Source organism: Enterobacter cloacae complex sp. HYC042_NIDB (assembly GCF_056673315.1).
The window spans coordinates 3,499,385-3,515,682 of record NZ_CP109650.1 but is presented as its reverse complement, the minus strand read 5'-3'; the positions used below and the strand labels follow the sequence as shown (position 1 = coordinate 3,515,682).

General features: G+C 56.4%; 19 protein-coding genes. 12 read left to right on the top strand and 7 right to left on the bottom strand.

The features are described from left to right. The first annotated feature begins 1 nt into the window (after position 1). Positions 2 to 775, top strand: coding sequence for a histidine ABC transporter ATP-binding protein HisP (gene hisP, locus OKF39_RS16790; RefSeq protein ID WP_028016220.1), 774 nt, complete (start codon positions 2 to 4; stop codon positions 773 to 775). Between the two features lie 99 nt (positions 776 to 874). On the opposite strand, the gene OKF39_RS16785 is transcribed toward hisP, so the two are convergent. The 4 genes from OKF39_RS16785 to yfcG form a co-directional block, all read right to left on the bottom strand. Continuing rightward, positions 875 to 1,384 carry a GNAT family N-acetyltransferase gene (locus OKF39_RS16785; RefSeq protein WP_479983167.1) on the bottom strand — a complete coding sequence of 170 codons (510 nt, stop codon included), beginning with the start codon at positions 1,382 to 1,384 and terminating at the stop codon, positions 875 to 877. Between the two features lie 44 nt (positions 1,385 to 1,428). Then, on the bottom strand, positions 1,429 to 2,322 hold the full coding sequence (locus tag OKF39_RS16780; protein WP_479983166.1) for a TIGR01777 family oxidoreductase: 894 nt from the start codon (positions 2,320 to 2,322) through the stop codon (positions 1,429 to 1,431). A gap of 13 nt (positions 2,323 to 2,335) precedes the next feature. Then, on the bottom strand, positions 2,336 to 2,704 hold the full coding sequence (folX, locus tag OKF39_RS16775) for a dihydroneopterin triphosphate 2'-epimerase (protein ID WP_028013950.1): 369 nt from the start codon (positions 2,702 to 2,704) through the stop codon (positions 2,336 to 2,338). Positions 2,705 to 2,779: 75 nt separating this feature from the next. Beyond that, complete coding sequence (gene yfcG / locus OKF39_RS16770) at positions 2,780 to 3,409, bottom strand: GSH-dependent disulfide bond oxidoreductase (RefSeq protein WP_028013949.1); 630 nt, start codon at positions 3,407 to 3,409, stop codon at positions 2,780 to 2,782. 140 nt (positions 3,410 to 3,549) lie between these two features. On the opposite strand from yfcG, the gene yfcF reads away from it, so the two are divergent. Genes yfcF through yfcD form a run of 3 tightly spaced genes read left to right on the top strand, consistent with a single transcriptional unit; the run spans position 3,550 to position 5,423 of the window. Further along, positions 3,550 to 4,194, top strand: coding sequence for a glutathione transferase (gene yfcF / locus OKF39_RS16765; protein ID WP_479983165.1), 645 nt, complete (start codon positions 3,550 to 3,552; stop codon positions 4,192 to 4,194). Between the two features lie 55 nt (positions 4,195 to 4,249). Further along, complete coding sequence (gene yfcE / locus OKF39_RS16760; RefSeq protein WP_479983164.1) at positions 4,250 to 4,801, top strand: phosphodiesterase; 552 nt, start codon at positions 4,250 to 4,252, stop codon at positions 4,799 to 4,801. 55 nt (positions 4,802 to 4,856) lie between these two features. Beyond that, on the top strand, positions 4,857 to 5,423 hold the full coding sequence (yfcD, locus tag OKF39_RS16755; RefSeq protein WP_006811396.1) for an NUDIX hydrolase YfcD: 567 nt from the start codon (positions 4,857 to 4,859) through the stop codon (positions 5,421 to 5,423). A gap of 3 nt (positions 5,424 to 5,426) precedes the next feature. Here yfcD and OKF39_RS16750 read toward each other — a convergent pair whose 3' ends face one another. Next, the gene (locus OKF39_RS16750) at positions 5,427 to 6,446 is read right to left on the bottom strand and encodes a LacI family DNA-binding transcriptional regulator (protein ID WP_041908911.1); all 1,020 of its coding nucleotides are present in this window, start codon (positions 6,444 to 6,446) and stop codon (positions 5,427 to 5,429) included. 232 nt (positions 6,447 to 6,678) lie between these two features. On the opposite strand from OKF39_RS16750, the gene OKF39_RS16745 reads away from it, so the two are divergent. The 5 genes from OKF39_RS16745 to OKF39_RS16725 all read left to right on the top strand — a co-directional run bounded on the left by OKF39_RS16745 (position 6,679) and on the right by OKF39_RS16725 (position 10,661). Further along, positions 6,679 to 7,122, top strand: coding sequence for a PTS sugar transporter subunit IIA (locus tag OKF39_RS16745; RefSeq protein ID WP_049137261.1), 444 nt, complete (start codon positions 6,679 to 6,681; stop codon positions 7,120 to 7,122). Between the two features lie 80 nt (positions 7,123 to 7,202). Beyond that, positions 7,203 to 7,475 carry a PTS sugar transporter subunit IIB gene (locus OKF39_RS16740; RefSeq protein WP_041908914.1) on the top strand — a complete coding sequence of 91 codons (273 nt, stop codon included), beginning with the start codon at positions 7,203 to 7,205 and terminating at the stop codon, positions 7,473 to 7,475. Positions 7,476 to 7,496: 21 nt separating this feature from the next. After that, positions 7,497 to 8,888 (top strand): PTS ascorbate transporter subunit IIC, encoded by a 1,392-nt coding sequence (locus OKF39_RS16735; RefSeq protein ID WP_045259690.1) that lies wholly within the window; start codon positions 7,497 to 7,499, stop codon positions 8,886 to 8,888. Continuing rightward, positions 8,885 to 9,715, top strand: a complete 831-nt coding sequence (locus OKF39_RS16730; protein WP_028013942.1) for a transketolase — start codon at positions 8,885 to 8,887, stop codon at positions 9,713 to 9,715. Before OKF39_RS16735 ends, OKF39_RS16730 begins: the two co-directional genes overlap by 4 nt. Beyond that, complete coding sequence (locus OKF39_RS16725) at positions 9,708 to 10,661, top strand: transketolase family protein (protein ID WP_047346623.1); 954 nt, start codon at positions 9,708 to 9,710, stop codon at positions 10,659 to 10,661. Before OKF39_RS16730 ends, OKF39_RS16725 begins: the two co-directional genes overlap by 8 nt. Positions 10,662 to 10,768: 107 nt before the next feature. Here OKF39_RS16725 and pta read toward each other — a convergent pair whose 3' ends face one another. Then, the gene (pta, locus tag OKF39_RS16720; protein ID WP_422711716.1) at positions 10,769 to 12,910 is read right to left on the bottom strand and encodes a phosphate acetyltransferase; all 2,142 of its coding nucleotides are present in this window, start codon (positions 12,908 to 12,910) and stop codon (positions 10,769 to 10,771) included. A gap of 75 nt (positions 12,911 to 12,985) precedes the next feature. Further along, entirely contained in the window at positions 12,986 to 14,188 is a 1,203-nt protein-coding gene (ackA, locus tag OKF39_RS16715; RefSeq protein ID WP_041908924.1) for an acetate kinase, read from the bottom strand. 337 nt (positions 14,189 to 14,525) lie between these two features. Here ackA and yfbV point away from each other — a divergent pair, with 337 nt between their 5' ends. From yfbV to OKF39_RS16700, 3 genes are all read left to right on the top strand, one after another. Further along, positions 14,526 to 14,981, top strand: a complete 456-nt coding sequence (gene yfbV, locus OKF39_RS16710) for a terminus macrodomain insulation protein YfbV (RefSeq protein ID WP_028013938.1) — start codon at positions 14,526 to 14,528, stop codon at positions 14,979 to 14,981. Positions 14,982 to 15,073: 92 nt separating this feature from the next. After that, positions 15,074 to 15,568, top strand: a complete 495-nt coding sequence (locus OKF39_RS16705) for a YfbU family protein (protein WP_003861461.1) — start codon at positions 15,074 to 15,076, stop codon at positions 15,566 to 15,568. A gap of 11 nt (positions 15,569 to 15,579) precedes the next feature. Then, complete coding sequence (locus OKF39_RS16700) at positions 15,580 to 16,239, top strand: sugar phosphatase (protein WP_333022191.1); 660 nt, start codon at positions 15,580 to 15,582, stop codon at positions 16,237 to 16,239. Positions 16,240 to 16,298: the final 59 nt, after the last annotated feature.

Sequence of the window (16,298 nt, the reverse complement as noted above, 5' to 3'; positions counted from 1 at the left end):
GATGGCTGAGAACAAATTAAACGTTATTGATTTGCACAAACGCTACGGCGAACATGAAGTGCTGAAAGGGGTGTCGCTGCAGGCTAACGCAGGCGACGTAATCAGTATCATCGGTTCATCCGGCTCGGGTAAAAGTACCTTCCTGCGCTGCATTAACTTCCTCGAAAAGCCGAGCGAAGGCTCGATTGTGGTGAGCGGGCAGAACATCAACCTGGTGCGTGACAAAGACGGCCAGCTGAAGGTGGCGGATAAGAATCAGCTGCGCCTGCTGCGTACGCGCCTGACGATGGTGTTCCAGCATTTCAACCTCTGGAGCCACATGACGGTGCTGGAGAACGTGATGGAAGCGCCGGTTCAGGTGCTCGGCCTAAGCAAGCAGGAAGCCCGGGAACGCGCGGTGAAATACCTGGCGAAAGTGGGGATCGATGAGCGCCAGCAGATGAAGTATCCGGTACACCTCTCCGGCGGCCAGCAGCAGCGTGTCTCCATCGCCCGCGCGCTGGCGATGGAGCCGGAAGTGCTGCTGTTCGACGAACCGACCTCCGCGCTGGACCCGGAACTCGTAGGCGAAGTGCTGCGCATCATGCAGAAGCTGGCCGAAGAGGGCAAAACGATGGTGGTGGTGACGCACGAGATGGGCTTCGCCCGTAACGTCTCGAACCACGTGATTTTCCTGCATCAGGGGAAAATTGAAGAGCAGGGGCACCCGGACGAGGTGCTGGCAAACCCGCAGAGCCCGCGTTTGCAGCAGTTCCTTAAAGGATCTCTGAAATAAAGAGGGCATCAGCCCGCAGTGCAGCCCAATCGCCCGGTGACGCTTCGCTTACCGGGCCTACAAAACCCCAGGCCGGGCAAACGCAGTGCCGCCCGGCATTCAGGCCGCACCACACTCCAGGCGATACACCCAGTCGTCATACCGCACGCCGTCAATCTCATACGCCTTTTCAAGCACCTGCGTGCGCACAAACCCGGCTTTCTCAAGCACCCGTACAGAGCCGCCGTTGTCCGCCAGCACGTACGCGTTAATCGCCTTCACGCCGGTCTGGTTGAACGCATAATCACACACCGCGCGCAGCGCTTCGCTGGCGATCCCTTTTCCCTGCGCGGCAGGCACAACCGTATAACCGATATCCGCCTCTTCATGATTCTCAGGGCTGATTTGCAGGCCAATATCGCCCAGCGGCGTATCTTCATTCAGAAAGCGGATCACGAAGACATGCTCCGCCATCAGGCGTGCGGCAAACACGCGTCGGGTCTCTTTCTCAGGCGCAATCGCGGCCATATAGCGCATAATATCGCGGTTTTCGCGCAGCGAACGGAAGAACGCCCAGTCAGAGGGTTCGAAAGGGGTGAGATGAAGCCGGGGAGTGGTGATGGTTGCCATTGTTACGCCATTTCATCGGAACATGGTGTATCACTGTAACATATTCAGCGTACCACATCCCCCAGCGCCTCTTCTAAGTCATACCAGCGAAACGCAAACCCGGCCGCTTCCAGCCGTTTTGGCAGCGCGCGCTGACCGCCCAGCACCAGCACGGACGCTTCGCCCATCAACAGGCGAATTGCCGTCGCAGGCACGCGTAATATCGCCGGGCGATGCAGGGCATGCCCCAGCGCGTGGGCAAACTGTTCATTTCGCACCGGATACGGCGCAACCATGTTAAACGGCCCGCGCAGATCGTTATCCAGCAGCCATATAATGCCGTTCACCATATCGTCGATATGGATCCAGGCCAGGTACTGTCGACCGTTGCCGATCGGCCCGCCGAGCCCCAGCCTGAATGGCGGAAGCATTTTACCCAGAATGCCGCCTTTCGACGCAAGCACCACGCCGGTACGCAGCAGGCAGACGCGGGTATTATCGCTTTGCGCCGCGCAGGCGATGCGCTCCCACTGGGCGCAGAGTTTATGGGTGAACTCGTTGTGGGGCGGCTCTTCCTCGGTCACCACCACTTCGCCGAGATCGCCGTAATAGCCCGTCGCAGAGCCTGAAATCAGCACCGACGGCGGGGTCTGGCTGTTGCGAATCAGCTCAACCAGCTTCTCGGTGATGTTCCAGCGGCTGCTGCACAACCGCTGTTTCTGCTCTTCGGTCCAGCGCTTATCGGCGATGGGTTCACCCGCAAGGTTGATGACGGCGTCGAAGCCGTCCAGATTCTGCCGATCGGCCAGCCCTTTCCAGATATCGACTCCCGCGCCCAGCACCTGGCGCGCTTTCTCCGGGCTGCGGGTCACTACGGTAATGTCGTGATGCAGCGCCTGCAAACGCGCAATGAGATGGCGCCCAATCAGGCCTGTACCGCCGGTCAGCAGAATCTTCATACAACCTCCAGGTTTACGCCTGGCGTCGCCAGCTTAACGTCATGGAGACGGAGTCGGCATAGCGCAGGGCGTGAAGTTTATCGATCTCTACTTCAGCATAAGTGACCCAGTGATGATCGCGTGCGATATCGAGCACATCCTGAGTTAATTTCTCCAGCAGCGAGAAGCGGTTGTTTTCCACGTACTGGATGATGTTTTTGGTTATCGTGCGATAGTTCAGCGCGTCATTGATGTCTTCACTGGCCCGCGCTTTGTCTGCCGGGTAGTGAATCACCACATTAATGACAATATCCTGACGGTTGGCAATCTCTTCCTCTTTGATACCAATGAACGTGCGCAAGCGTAAATTTTTTATACGAATAATAGCGTCTGGCTGTGACATTGCAGGTCTTCTCCGTGTCAGTATTTCCCGCCCATAATACATGAGAGCCTCTCAGCCACCCAGCCTCATAGGTGATTAAACCTGCTGGATTTTTTGCATTGCGCGTTCGGTGGCCGGGCGGGTCCGGATACGCTCAAACCAGTTGTTCACCGCCGGGTAAGACGCTAAGTCAATCCGGTGTTTATCATGCGTATTTACCCACGGCCAGCAGGCGATATCGGCAATGCTGTAATGGTCGCCCCCAAGCCACGGCGTTTTCTCCAGCCGCTGGTTCAGAACGCCGTAAAGACGCTGGGTTTCAACCTGATATCGCTCAATGGCGTAAGGAATGGTCTGAGGCGCGAAGGCGGTGAAGTGGTGGTTCTGCCCCAGCATCGGCCCAAAGCCGCTTGACTGCCAGAAAAGCCACTGCAGAGTGTGGTGACGCTCGCGCAGTTCACCGCTCAGCAGCTTGCCGGTTTTCTCTGCCAGATAAAGCAAAATTTCACCGGATTCAAACAGGCTTAACGGCCTGCCTCCGTCCGCCGGCTGGCTATCAATAATGGCCGGAATTTTATTGTTGGGCGAGATAGCCAAAAACACAGGGTTGAACTGTTCGCCTTTGCTGATATCCACGCGGATGATTCTGTAATCCAGTTCGGCTTCTTCGAGAAAGAGGGTGATCTTGTGGCCATTTGGGGTAGGGGCGTAATAAAGGTCAATCATTCTCAACTCCTGTCCATGCGAATAGTGGTGCCATGACAAATGAGTATAGGTGCTTGTTGTAAATCGTGAGTTTTCATCAAGTGACAGCGAAGCAAAGAGATTATATGTTGAGTAAAAACCGATCAGCCGATGAGGATGTTATGAACCAGCCCGTAATTACGTTGTGGTCCGATGCAAATTTCTTTTCTCCCTATGTTATGAGCGTTTACGTCGCGCTGGCCGAAAAGGGGCTCTCTTTTACGCTGAAGACCGTCGATCTCGACGGTGGTGAACACCTCAAACCCCAGTGGCAGGGTTACGACCTGACGCGACGCGTGCCGGTGCTGGAACTGGATGGTTTTGCACTGAGCGAATCCTCGGCTATCGATGAATATCTGGAAGATCGTTTTGCGCCGCCGGAGTGGGAGCGCATCTATCCTCACGATCTGCAAAAGCGCGCCCGCGCCCGGCAGATCCAGGCGTGGCTGCGTAGCGACCTGGTGCCGATTCGCGTCGAGCGCTCCACGGATGTCGTGTTTGCCGGTGTGAAAAAGCCAGCGCTCAGCGCAGAAGGCGTCGAAAGCGCGCAAAGGCTGATTGAAACTGCAACCTCGCTGCTCGCTCACGGCAACCCGAACCTGTTCGGTGAATGGTGTATTGCCGATACCGATCTGGCGCTGATGCTGAACCGTTTGATCCTCAACGGCGATGAGGTCCCTCAACTGCTGGTGGACTATGCGGCGTTCCAGTGGCAGCGAGCCTCCGTACAGCGCTATGTGGCACTCTCCGCTAAGCGCGCGGGCTGATAAGCCCTGACGCTTCAGGTATGATAAGGGGAGTTTTTTTACCAGGGAGTGACGGATGAAACTGATGTTTGCGTCAGATATCCATGGATCGCTGCCCGCGACCGAGCGAGTGCTTTCTCTGTTTTCGCAAAGCGGGGCCCAATGGCTGGCGATTCTGGGGGATGTATTAAATCATGGTCCGCGTAATGCGCTGCCGGAAGGCTATGCCCCGGCGCAGGTGGCGGAAAAGCTTAACCCGTTTGCCTCGCGCATTATCGCCGTTCGCGGTAATTGCGACAGCGAAGTCGACCAGATGCTGCTGCATTTTCCCCTTACCGCGCCATGGCAACAGGTTCTGCTGGAAAACAGCCGCCTGTTTCTGACCCACGGACACCTTTTCGGCCCGGATAATCTCCCGGCGCTCGCGGCTGGCGATGTCCTGGTTTACGGCCATACTCATATTCCGGTGGCTGAAAAACGCGGTGAGATTTACCACTTTAACCCGGGGTCGGTCAGCATTCCGAAAGGCGGATATCCTGCGAGCTATGGCCTGCTCGATGGAAATACCCTGAGCGTTATCGCACTTAATGATCAGCAAGTTATTGCGCAGGTAGCGATTAATCCGTAAGTTACACCACAACTGCAAACGCGCCGAAAGAGCGCTTAGACGAGAAGGTTTCCCGATGGTGGAGCAGAATCATTTGGCAAGTACTGAATGGGTTGACATTGTCAGCGAAGAAAATGAAGTGATCGCGCAGGCGAGCCGCGAACAAATGCGTGCAGAGCGACTGCGTCACCGTGCAACGTACATCGTTGTACATGACGGCATGGGCAAGATTCTGGTCCAGCGCCGCACGGACACCAAAGATTTTCTTCCGGGCATGCTTGATGCCACCGCAGGCGGCGTCGTGCAGGCCGATGAAGTGCTGCTGGATTCCGCACGTCGTGAAGCGGAAGAAGAGTTAGGTATCGCCGGGGTGCCGTTTGCCGAGCACGGGCAGTTCTATTTCGAAGACGAACATTGCCGCGTCTGGGGTGGACTGTTTAGCTGCGTTTCCCATGGGCCTTTCGCCCTGCAGGAAGAGGAAGTGAGCGAAGTCTGCTGGATGACGCCGGAAGAGATTACCGCCCGCTGCGACGAGTTCACGCCGGATTCGTTAAAAGCGCTGGCGCTGTGGATGACCCGCAACGCCAAAAACGAATCCGCTAAGCCGGAAAACAAAGCGGAAAAAGAGGAAGAGGCTGAGTAAGCCTTAACAGCTTTCCCGCAGGCACAGGCTGGACGCGATGGGTTTTTGGTCGCGCCAGTCTCCGTCATTCAGACGTTCCAGTAGCGCTTTACCTGCCTCAATCCCAATCTTTCGATGCGGTACCGCCATCGTCGTCAGCGGCGGCTGGCAGACGCGGCTCACATCGCTATCGCCAAAGCCCACGACAGCCAGATCGTCCGGCACTTTAATGCGTCGACGCTGACACTCATACAGCGCGCCGCAAGCCAGCTCGTCTGATACGCACACCAGCGCATCCAGTTCCGGCCACGCCAGCAAGAACTCTGGCAGCTGTGCCGCGCCGGTCGAGAAGCTCGGCGGCATCGCCGCGTTAATCACCCGGTTCGGCGACAGATGATGGCGCAGCATCGCCTTGTACCAGCCCTGCAAATGCTGCTGGAAAATCCACTGCTCCTGGTTGGCGCACAGCAGGCCGATATTCTGGTAGCCGCGCCTAATCACCATTTCCGTCAGCTCGTACATGGCCGCCACGTTATCGATCCCGATATTCATATCGATCGGATCGGCGCGCATCGCACCCATCTCCATTACCGGAATCGAGGCGTTTTTCAGCCAGTGGCGAACGGTGTCGGTGTGCTCGACGCTGAGCAAAATCGCGGCGGCGATATTTGACGCCAGTAGGGTCTCAAGCAGCTTCTCTTCCTGCTCAAGCCGATGCTGGGACTCTGCCAGCATAATCTGGTATCCGGCGGGCTGCAGCACCTGCTGTAGGCCCGCAAACATTTCAGAGCAACCGGCTTCGGAAAGGTTGGGAACAACCATCGCAATCGTCCATGAGGACGCGGATGCCAGTGCGCTGGCGGCGAGATTAGGCATATAGCCCAGCTCCTGCACCGCAGCTTCAATTTTTTCACGCAGTTTATCGGAAACCTGTTCGGGCGTGCGGAGCGCACGGGAGACGGTCATCGTGCCGACTCCGGCAAGCTGCGCGACATCAGCGAGCGTGACTTTTCCGGTACTGCGCCGTTTTCGGGTTAAAGACATACACCTTCCTGCTGACCAGACGCGTTCTTTTTTCCTTCATTTCAGGTGACAGGCAGTATACGCCTTAAATCCCTTTTTTTGCTGTGATTTCACACCATGATTACATTTTGATAGCGCTATCACATTTCTGCATGTTGGTAATTGGTAGCGCTATCTTTGTGATCGCGATCGCAGTCAATGATTGATGGGTTGAATAAAGTTTGCTCATCTTTAGCGTTTGGCGGGAGGGAAAATGCTCAAAAATTGGATATATGATACAACCATCACGCTGCAGGATAGCGTGGAAAGCTGGCCACAGGCGCTGGAGATATGCGCGAAACCGCTGCTGGATCTGCAGGTGATTGCACCGGAATACGTGACGGCAATCATTCAGCAGCACCATACGTTAGGACCCTATTATGTGCTGGCACCAGGGCTAGCCATGCCGCATGCGCGGCCGGAGGAAGGCGCCAAAGGACTGGGCTTGTCATTACTAAAACTAAAACAGGGCGTCTCTTTTGGTGCCGGAGAGTTTGACCCTGTCGATCTGATTATTATGCTTGCGGCACCGGATAAACATAGCCATATCGAAATGATATCCGCGCTCGCTGAATTATTTTCCAGCGACGAAGATATGGAGAAATTACATCAGGCGAATACCCTGGAGGACATTAAAACCATTATTAACCGCTTCTGATTTAATTTTTTAATCCGATTATTCACAACATTACGCGCCAGCGTGATGGGGCGTGCTCTACTCAAAATAAGGGGACAACAATGAAAATCATGGCTATTTGCGGTTCTGGCCTGGGCAGCAGTTTTATGGTCGAAATGAACATTAAAAAAGTGCTTAAAAAGCTGGACATTGAGGCTGAGGTTGAACACTCCGATCTCTCCTCCGCCACGCCGGGCGCGGCGGACCTGTTCGTGATGGCGAAAGACATTGCGGCCAGCGCCAGCGTGCCGGAAAGCCAGCTGGTGGTGATCAACAACATCATTGATATCAACGAACTCGAAGCGCAGCTGCGCGCCTGGTTCGACAGACAATAACCCTGATAAGGCGAGGTGGATATGTTTATCCTTGAAACGCTGAATTTCGTTGTCGATATTTTAAAAGTCCCTTCGGTGCTGGTGGGTTTAATTGCGTTAATTGGTCTGGTCGCGCAGAAAAAAGCGTTTTCTGATGTCGTAAAAGGCACAATTAAAACGATTCTCGGCTTTATTGTACTGGGCGGTGGCGCCACGGTGCTGGTGGGGTCGTTAAACCCGTTAGGCGGCATGTTTGAGCACGCTTTTAATATCCAGGGCATTATTCCAAACAATGAAGCGATTGTGTCGATCGCGCTGGAAAAATACGGCGCCTCGACCGCGCTGATCATGGCCTTCGGCATGGTGGCGAACATTGTCGTCGCGCGCTTTACCCGCCTGAAGTACATCTTCCTGACCGGGCACCACACCTTCTACATGGCGTGCATGATCGGCGTGATCCTGACGGTCGCGGGCTTTGAAGGGGTGGGCCTGGTCTTTACCGGCTCGCTGATCCTCGGCCTAATTATGGCCTTCTTCCCGGCGATTGCGCAGCGCTATATGAAGCGTATTACCGGCAACGATGAGATCGCCTTCGGTCATTTCGGTACGCTGGGCTACGTGCTGTCCGGCTGGATTGGCAGCAGGGTCGGCAAAGGCTCGCGCTCCACCGAAGAGATGAACCTGCCGAAAAACCTCAGCTTCCTGCGCGACAGTTCGATCTCCATCTCCCTGACCATGATGATTATCTACCTGATCATGGCGGTAAGCGCCGGGCGTGAGTACGTCGAGGCCACCTTCAGCGGCGGGCAAAACTACCTGGTCTACGCCATCATCATGGCGATCACCTTCGCGGCGGGCGTGTTCATCATCCTGCAGGGCGTGCGCCTGATTCTGGCGGAAATCGTCCCGGCCTTTACCGGCTTCTCGGAAAAACTGGTGCCGAACGCGCGTCCGGCGCTGGACTGCCCGGTGGTCTACCCGTATGCGCCAAACGCGGTGCTGATTGGCTTCCTGTTCAGCTTCCTCGGCGGAATTGTGGGGTTGTTGATCTGCGGTCAGTTTAGCTGGGTGCTGATCCTGCCGGGCGTAGTGCCGCACTTCTTCACCGGCGCAACGGCGGGCGTGTTCGGTAACGCCACCGGTGGACGCCGCGGGGCAATGATAGGCGCCTTTGCTAACGGCCTGCTGATTACTTTCCTCCCGGTCCTGCTGCTGCCGGTACTGGGTGCGATTGGCTTTGCTAACACCACCTTCTCGGACGCCGACTTCGGCGCGGTCGGGATTGTGCTGGGCAACCTGGCGCGCTTCCTGTCACCGCTTGCCATCACCGGGCTGGTTGTGGCGCTGTTCGCGCTGCTGGTGGCCTACAACATCTTCGCGAAAAACAAACCTGCGGGTAGTAACGCGCAGGAAAATACCGGAGCCAAATCATGAATGAGAACGAGATAACCGAACTGGCGCGTCAGATCCGTCTTGAAACCCTCAAATCCCTGACGCAGCTGGGCTTTGGGCACTACGGCGGCAGCATGTCGGTGGTGGAAACCCTGGCGGTGCTGTACGGCGCCGTGATGAAGATCGACCCGGCGGATCCGGACTGGCCTGAGCGCGATTACTTTGTGCTGTCGAAAGGTCATGCAGGCCCGGCGCTCTACAGCACCCTGGCGATTAAGGGCTACTTCCCGGTTGAAGAGCTGAGCACGCTGAACCAGAACGGCACGCGTCTGCCCAGCCACCCGGACCGCCTGAAAACGCGCGGCGTGGATGCCACCACCGGCTCGCTGGGGCAGGGGATCTCCATTGCGGGCGGTATGGCACTCTCGCACAGGCTGGCCGGGCGACCGAATCGGGTCTTCTGCATCGTTGGCGACGGCGAGCTGAACGAAGGCCAGTGCTGGGAAGCGTTCCAGTTTATCGCTCACCATCGTCTGAACAACCTGACCGTGTTCGTGGACTGGAACAAACAGCAGCTCGACGGCGAACTGGACGAGATCATCTGCGCGTTCGACCTGGAGGGCAAATTCCGCGCCTTTGGCTTTGACGTGGTGACGGTCAAAGGGGACGACATTCCGGCACTGCTGAAGGTGACTTCAAGGGTACCGGAGGCCGATGCGCGTCCGCGGGTGGTGATCCTCGACAGCATCAAAGGGCAGGGGGTACCGTACCTGGAACAGCTCAGCAACTCGCACCACCTGCGATTAACCGCGGAGAGCAAAGCGGCCCTCAATGAGACGATTCGCCAACTGGAGGCTTCACATGATTAAGGTTGCACCGGCAGGACAGAAAGACGCCGTTGAGATGCGAAAGGTATACGCGGGGTTTGTGGCAAAGCAGATTGAGGCCGGCAGCGAAATTATCGCCCTGGAAGCGGACCTGATGAGCTCAATGGCGATGGACGGCGTAGCGCGCGATTATCCGCAGCACGTGATTAACTGCGGCATTATGGAGGCCAACGTCATCGGCACTGCGGCGGGGCTGTCGCTCACCGGCCGTAAGCCGTTCGTGCACACTTTCACCGCGTTTGCCAGCCGCCGCTGCTTCGACCAGCTGTTTATGTCCCTGGACTACCAGCGCAACAACGTGAAGGTGATTGCCTCGGATGCGGGCGTGACGGCCTGCCACAACGGCGGGACGCACATGTCCTTCGAGGATATGGGCATCGTGCGCGGTCTGGCGCATTCGGTGGTGTTGGAAGTCACCGATGCGGTGATGTTCGAGGATGTGCTGCGCCAGCTTATCGATCTCGAAGGCTTCTACTGGGTGCGCACCATCCGCAAGCAGGCGCCGAGCGTCTATGCGCCGGGCTCAACATTTACCATTGGCAAAGGCAACGTGTTGCGCGAGGGAAGCGATATCACGCTGATTGCCAACGGCATCATGGTGGCGGAAGCGCTGGAGGCGGCGCGCCAGCTTGAACAGGAGGGGGTAAGCGCAGCGGTCATCGACATGTTTACCCTGAAGCCTATCGATCGGATGCTGGTGAAAAACTATGCCGAGAAAACCGGGCGCATCGTCACCTGCGAAAACCACAGTATTCACAACGGTCTCGGGTCAGCGGTGGCGGAAGTGCTGGTGGAGACCTGCCCGGTGCCGATGCGTCGCGTGGGCGTGAAGGAGCGTTACGGCCAGGTGGGCACACAGGAGTTCCTGCAAAAAGAGTATGGCCTGACGGCGCATGACATTGTGTCGGCGGCGCGGGAGCTGCTGTAATAAAAAAAGGCGACCGTGTGGTCGCCTTTTTGTTGCCCGGTGGCGCTGGCGCTTACCGGGTCTACGGTCCTGTAGGCCGGATAAGCGAAGCGCCATCCGGCAAAACATTACTGCTGCTGCGAAGACTGGATTGCCGTCAGCGCAATGGTGTAGACGATATCGTCAACCAGCGCACCACGGGACAGGTCGTTCACAGGCTTGCGCATGCCCTGCAGCATTGGCCCGATGGAGATCAGGTCGGCAGAACGCTGTACCGCTTTGTAGGTGGTGTTACCGGTGTTCAGATCCGGGAAGATGAACACGGTAGCGCGACCGGCAACCGGCGAGTTCGGCGCTTTGGATTTCGCCACGTCAGCCATTACCGCGGCGTCGTACTGCAGCGGGCCGTCGATCATCAGATCGGGACGTTTTTCCTGCGCAATACGGGTCGCTTCACGGACTTTCTCTACGTCGCTACCTGCACCAGAGGTGCCGGTGGAGTAGGAGAGCATTGCTACGCGCGGCTCGATACCGAAAGCGGTCGCGGAGTCCGCAGACTGGATAGCGATTTCTGCCAGCTGTTCTGCGGTAGGATCCGGGTTGATCGCGCAGTCGCCGTAAACGTAAACCTGTTCAGGCAGCAGCATGAAGAACACAGAGGAGACCAGCGAGCTGCCCGGTGCGGTTTTGATCAGCTGCAACGGTGGACGGATGGTGTTCGCGGTGGTGTGAACCGCACCGGAAACCAGACCGTCAACTTCGTCCTGCTCCAGCATCAGCGTGCCCAGCACGACGTTGTCTTCCAGCTGCTCGCGCGCAACGGCTTCGGTCATGCCCTTGTTCTTACGCAGCTCAACCAGACGGGCAACGTAGCTTTCGCGCACCACTTCCGGGTCAACGATTTCAATGCCAGCACCCAGCTCAACGCCCTGAGACGCCGCAACGCGGTTGATCTCATCCGGGTTACCCAGCAGCACGCAGGTCGCGATGCCGCGCTCTGCACAGATGGCCGCCGCTTTAACGGTACGTGGCTCGTCGCCTTCTGGCAGAACCACGCGTTTGCCCGCTTTACGCGCCAGCTCGGTCAGCTGGTAGCGGAAGGCTGGAGGAGACAGACGGCGGCTGCGCTCGGAGGTCGCGGTCAGGGATTCAATCCAGTCTGCGTCGATGTAGCCCGCAACGTATTCCTGAACTTTCTCGATACGCTCGTGGTCATCAACCGGCACTTCCAGGTTGAAGCTTTGCAGGCTTAGAGAGGTCTGCCAGGTGTTGGTGTTCACCATGAAGACTGGCAGGCCGGTAGCGAACGCACGTTCGCACAGCTTGCTGATGCGCGCGTCCATTTCGTAGCCGCCGGTCAGCAGAATTGCACCGATTTCCACGCCGTTCATCGCCGCCAGGCAGGCAGCAACCAGCACGTCCGGACGGTCTGCGGAGGTCACCAGCAGGGAACCTGCGCGGAAGTGCTCCAGCATGTGAGGAATGCTGCGCGCGCAGAAAGTCACGGACTTCACGCGGCGGGTGTTGATATCGCCTTCGTTAACGATGGTCGCGTTCAGGTGACGCGCCATATCGATTGCACGGGTGGCAATCAGATCGAAGCTCCATGGCACTGCGCCGAGTACAGGCAGCGGGCTGGATTCCTGCAGCTTTGCCGGATCAACCTTGATGACTTTCGCTTTGGAAGAGTCGTCGAAGATTTCGGACAGGTCAGGACGCGTACGGCCCTGCTCATCCACTGGCGCGTTCAGCTTGTTCACGATCACGCCGGTGATGTTGGTATTTTTCGCGCCGCCGAAGCTGCTGCGCGTCAGTTCGATACGCTCTTTCAGCTGCTCTGGGGTATCAGTCCCCTGAGACATCACGAAAACGATCTCTGCGTTCAGGGTTTTCGCGATTTCAAAGTTCAGGGACTGGGCAAACTGGTGTTTGCGGGTCGGGACCAGGCCTTCAACCAGCACCACTTCCGCGTCCTGCGCGTTAGCGTGGTAGTTGGCGATGATCTCTTCCATCAGCACGTCTTTCTGGTTGCTGGAGAGCAGAGACTCAACGTGGCTCATCTTCAGCGGTTCAGCCGCAGGAAGATTGGAATTCTTACGCACGATGGTGGTGGTCTGGTCTGGCGCATCGCCACCGGCACGAGGCTGGGCAATAGGCTTAAAGACGCTCAGACGAACGCCTTTGCGTTCCATAGCGCGGATCACGCCGAGGCTGACGCTGGTCAGGCCGACGCTGGTTCCGGTAGGGATCAGCATAATAGTACGGGACACGGTTTATCCTCTTTCGTTACCGCCGCGTTGGGCGGGTTACAAAACAGCACCGCCAGCATTGCTGGCGGTGTGGAATCAGGCAGTCAGGCGGCACGCGTCTTGCGCGATGACCAGCTCTTCGTTAGTTGGGATAACGATAGCCGGGCGGGTGCCTTCTTTGTTGATGAAGCCAGACTTGCCGAAGCGGGCAGCCAGGTTACGCTCGTGATCGACTTCGAAGCCAAGAACGCCCAGTTTGCCCAGGGACAGTTCACGTACCATTGCCGCGTTCTCACCGATGCCACCGGTGAAGATAACCGCGTCCAGACGACCGTCCATCAGCGCGGTGTAAGAACCGATGTACTTCGCCAGACGGTGGCAGTAAACGTCCATTGCACGCTTAGCGTCTTCTTTGCTGTCGTAGTTGTCTTCAACGTAACGGCAGTCGCTGGTGACTTCGGTCAGACCCAGCAGGCCAGACTCTTTGGTCAGCATTTTGTTGATGTCGTCAACACTCATGCCCAGAGTGTCGTGCAGGTGGAAGATGATCGCCGGGTCGATGTCACCGGAACGGGTACCCATTACCAGACCTTCCAGCGGGGTCAGACCCATAGAGGTATCAACACATTTACCGTTGCGGATAGCAGAAACAGAACCACCGTTACCCAGGTGGCAGGTGATGATGTTGACTTCTTCAACCGGCTTGTTCAGGACTTTTGCGGCTTCCTGAGTCACATAGAAGTGGCTGGTGCCGTGCGCGCCGTAGCGACGTACGCCGTGCTCTTTGTACAGGCTGTACGGCAGGGCATAGAGGTAAGACTCTTCCGGCATGGTCTGATGGAACGCGGTGTCAAACACGGCCACGTTTTTGTCTTTCAGATTCGGGAAGGACTTCAGCGCTTCAGCGATACCGATCAGGTGCGCCGGGTTATGCAGCGGAGCAAAAGAGGCAGAGTCTTTGATGCCCTGGATAACTGAGTCGTCGATGACAACGGAGCTGGTGTATTTTTCGCCGCCGTGGACGATACGGTGACCAATCGCAGTCAGCTGAGCAGACAGTTCTGGTTTTTGTGCCAGAATAGTGTTAACGATAAAGTTCAGCGCTTCACTGTGAGCGGCGCCTGCACCTAAAGCCGCTTCTTGTTTGCTGCCGTCCATCTTCCACTTGATACGTGCTTCAGGCAGATGGAAACATTCGGCCAAACCAGAGAGGTACTCGTCACCGTTGAGCGCATCGATGATGGCGAATTTCAGTGAAGAGCTACCGCAGTTCAGAACCAGTACTAACTTACTCGACATGGAAGTACCTATAATTGATACGTGGCTAAAAAAACGTCAATGAGCCTAAAAGCGTAACGCAAGCTGACCCAGACGTTTATGATTAACATCATGCCAAACGAACATTCTGGCAGGATGGAAGAAATACCTATGATTTTAAGCCATTTTGAACATTTTTCAGACAATGGCATAATATGCGATAATTTGACGAGTTAACGCTTCTCGTCTACGGCCCTATCAGGCTGGCACAGAATACCCGATACGGGGTAGCGATGACAAAATATTTTGAACGTTGTCATAGCCTGTTGTGGTTTTGCACAAAAATTTTAATTTTTATATGTGAAGTTGAGGTACAGCCATGTCGACACCCGAAATCCCGTCCGTGAGCTTTTTCAGTCTGTTTCGTCGGGGACAGCATTACGCAAAGACGTGGCCAATGGAAAAGCGCCTTGCGCCAATGTTTATTGAGAATCGCACGATCCGCGCCACGCGCTATGCGATTCGCTTTATGCCTCCGGTCGCTATCTTTACTCTGTGCTGGCAAATCGCCCTCGGTGGACAGCTTGGTCCTGCCGTCGCAACGGCGCTCTTCGCGTTAAGCCTGCCGATGCAGGGGCTGTGGTGGTTAGGCAAACGCTCCATTACGCCGCTTCCGCCTTCTATTTTACACTGGTTTTATGAAGTGCGTGGAAAACTGGAGGAGGCCGGGCAGGCGCTGGCCCCGGTTGAAGGCAAGCCGGATTACCAGGCGCTGGCGGACACGTTAAAGCGTGCTTTTAAGCAGCTGGATAAAACATTCCTCGATGACTTGTGATTGATCATCGAAACGACTAACAAAAGAAGGCACAGTAACACACCGTTACCGTGTCTTTTTTTTACAGTGCAATGCGCTACAGGAGTCGAAAGATGGAAATGACCCATGCTCAACGTCTGATTTTGTCTAACCAGTACAAGATGATGACTATGCTTGATCCCGATAACGCTGCGCGCTACAGCCGCCTGCAAACCATCGTCGAACGCGGTTTTGGTTTGCAAATGCGCGAACTGGACCGCGAGTTTGGCGAGCTGAAAGAAGAAACCTGCCGCATCGTGATCGACATTATGGAGATGTATCACGCTCTGCACGTCTCCTGGACGAACCTCAAAGACCAGCAGACCATTGACGAACGTCGCGTGACCTTCTTAGGCTTTGATGCCGCGACGGAAGCGCGCTATCTGAGCTATGTTCGCTTTATGGTGAACACCGAAGGGCGCTACACCCATTTTGATGCGGGAACGCACGGCTTCAACGCCCAAACCCCCATGTGGGATAAATATCAACGTATGTTGAGCGCGTGGCACGCCTGCCCGCGTCAGTACCATTTAAGCAGCAACGAAATTCAACAAATCATTAATGCCTGACGGAGGTGCGTGTGCAGTGTAAAGGTTTTCTGTTTGATCTGGACGGTACGCTGGTGGATTCGCTGCCGGTGGTGGAACGCTCGTGGTGCCACTGGGCCGACCGGCACGGCATCGACCATCAGGACGTGCTGAATTTTATCCATGGCAAACAGGCCATTACCTCATTGCGGCACTTTTTAGCGGGGCGTTCTGAGGAAGAGATCCAGGCGGAGTTCAAATACCTGGAGCAGATTGAGGCCACCGACACCGAGGGCATTACCGCGCTGCCCGGGGCGCGCGAACTGCTTGAGCATCTGAATGAAGCGCAGATCCCGTGGGCTATCGTCACCTCCGGCTCTGTTCCGGTCGCGCATGCCCGCCATAAGGCGGCCGGTTTACCGAAGCCAGAGGTGTTCATTACGGCTGAGCGCGTTAAACGCGGCAAGCCGGAGCCGGATGCGTTTCTGCTTGGTGCAGAAATGCTGGGCTTAACGCCTGCAGAGTGTGTGGTGGTGGAAGATGCGGCCGCTGGCGTGCTGGCCGGGCTGAACGCCGGGAGCCACGTCATTGCCGTTAACGTTCCGGCGGGATCTCCACGCCTGGACGAGGCGGACTTTGTGATTCATTCCCTGACGGCGCTGGCGGTGTCAAAAGCGCCCGACGGAGTTGTAACCGTCTCGCTAAAAATGTAATCCCATGATATAGCCCCACGCTGCTGGGGCTTTTTTATGGCAAAATTTCTCATCTTCCA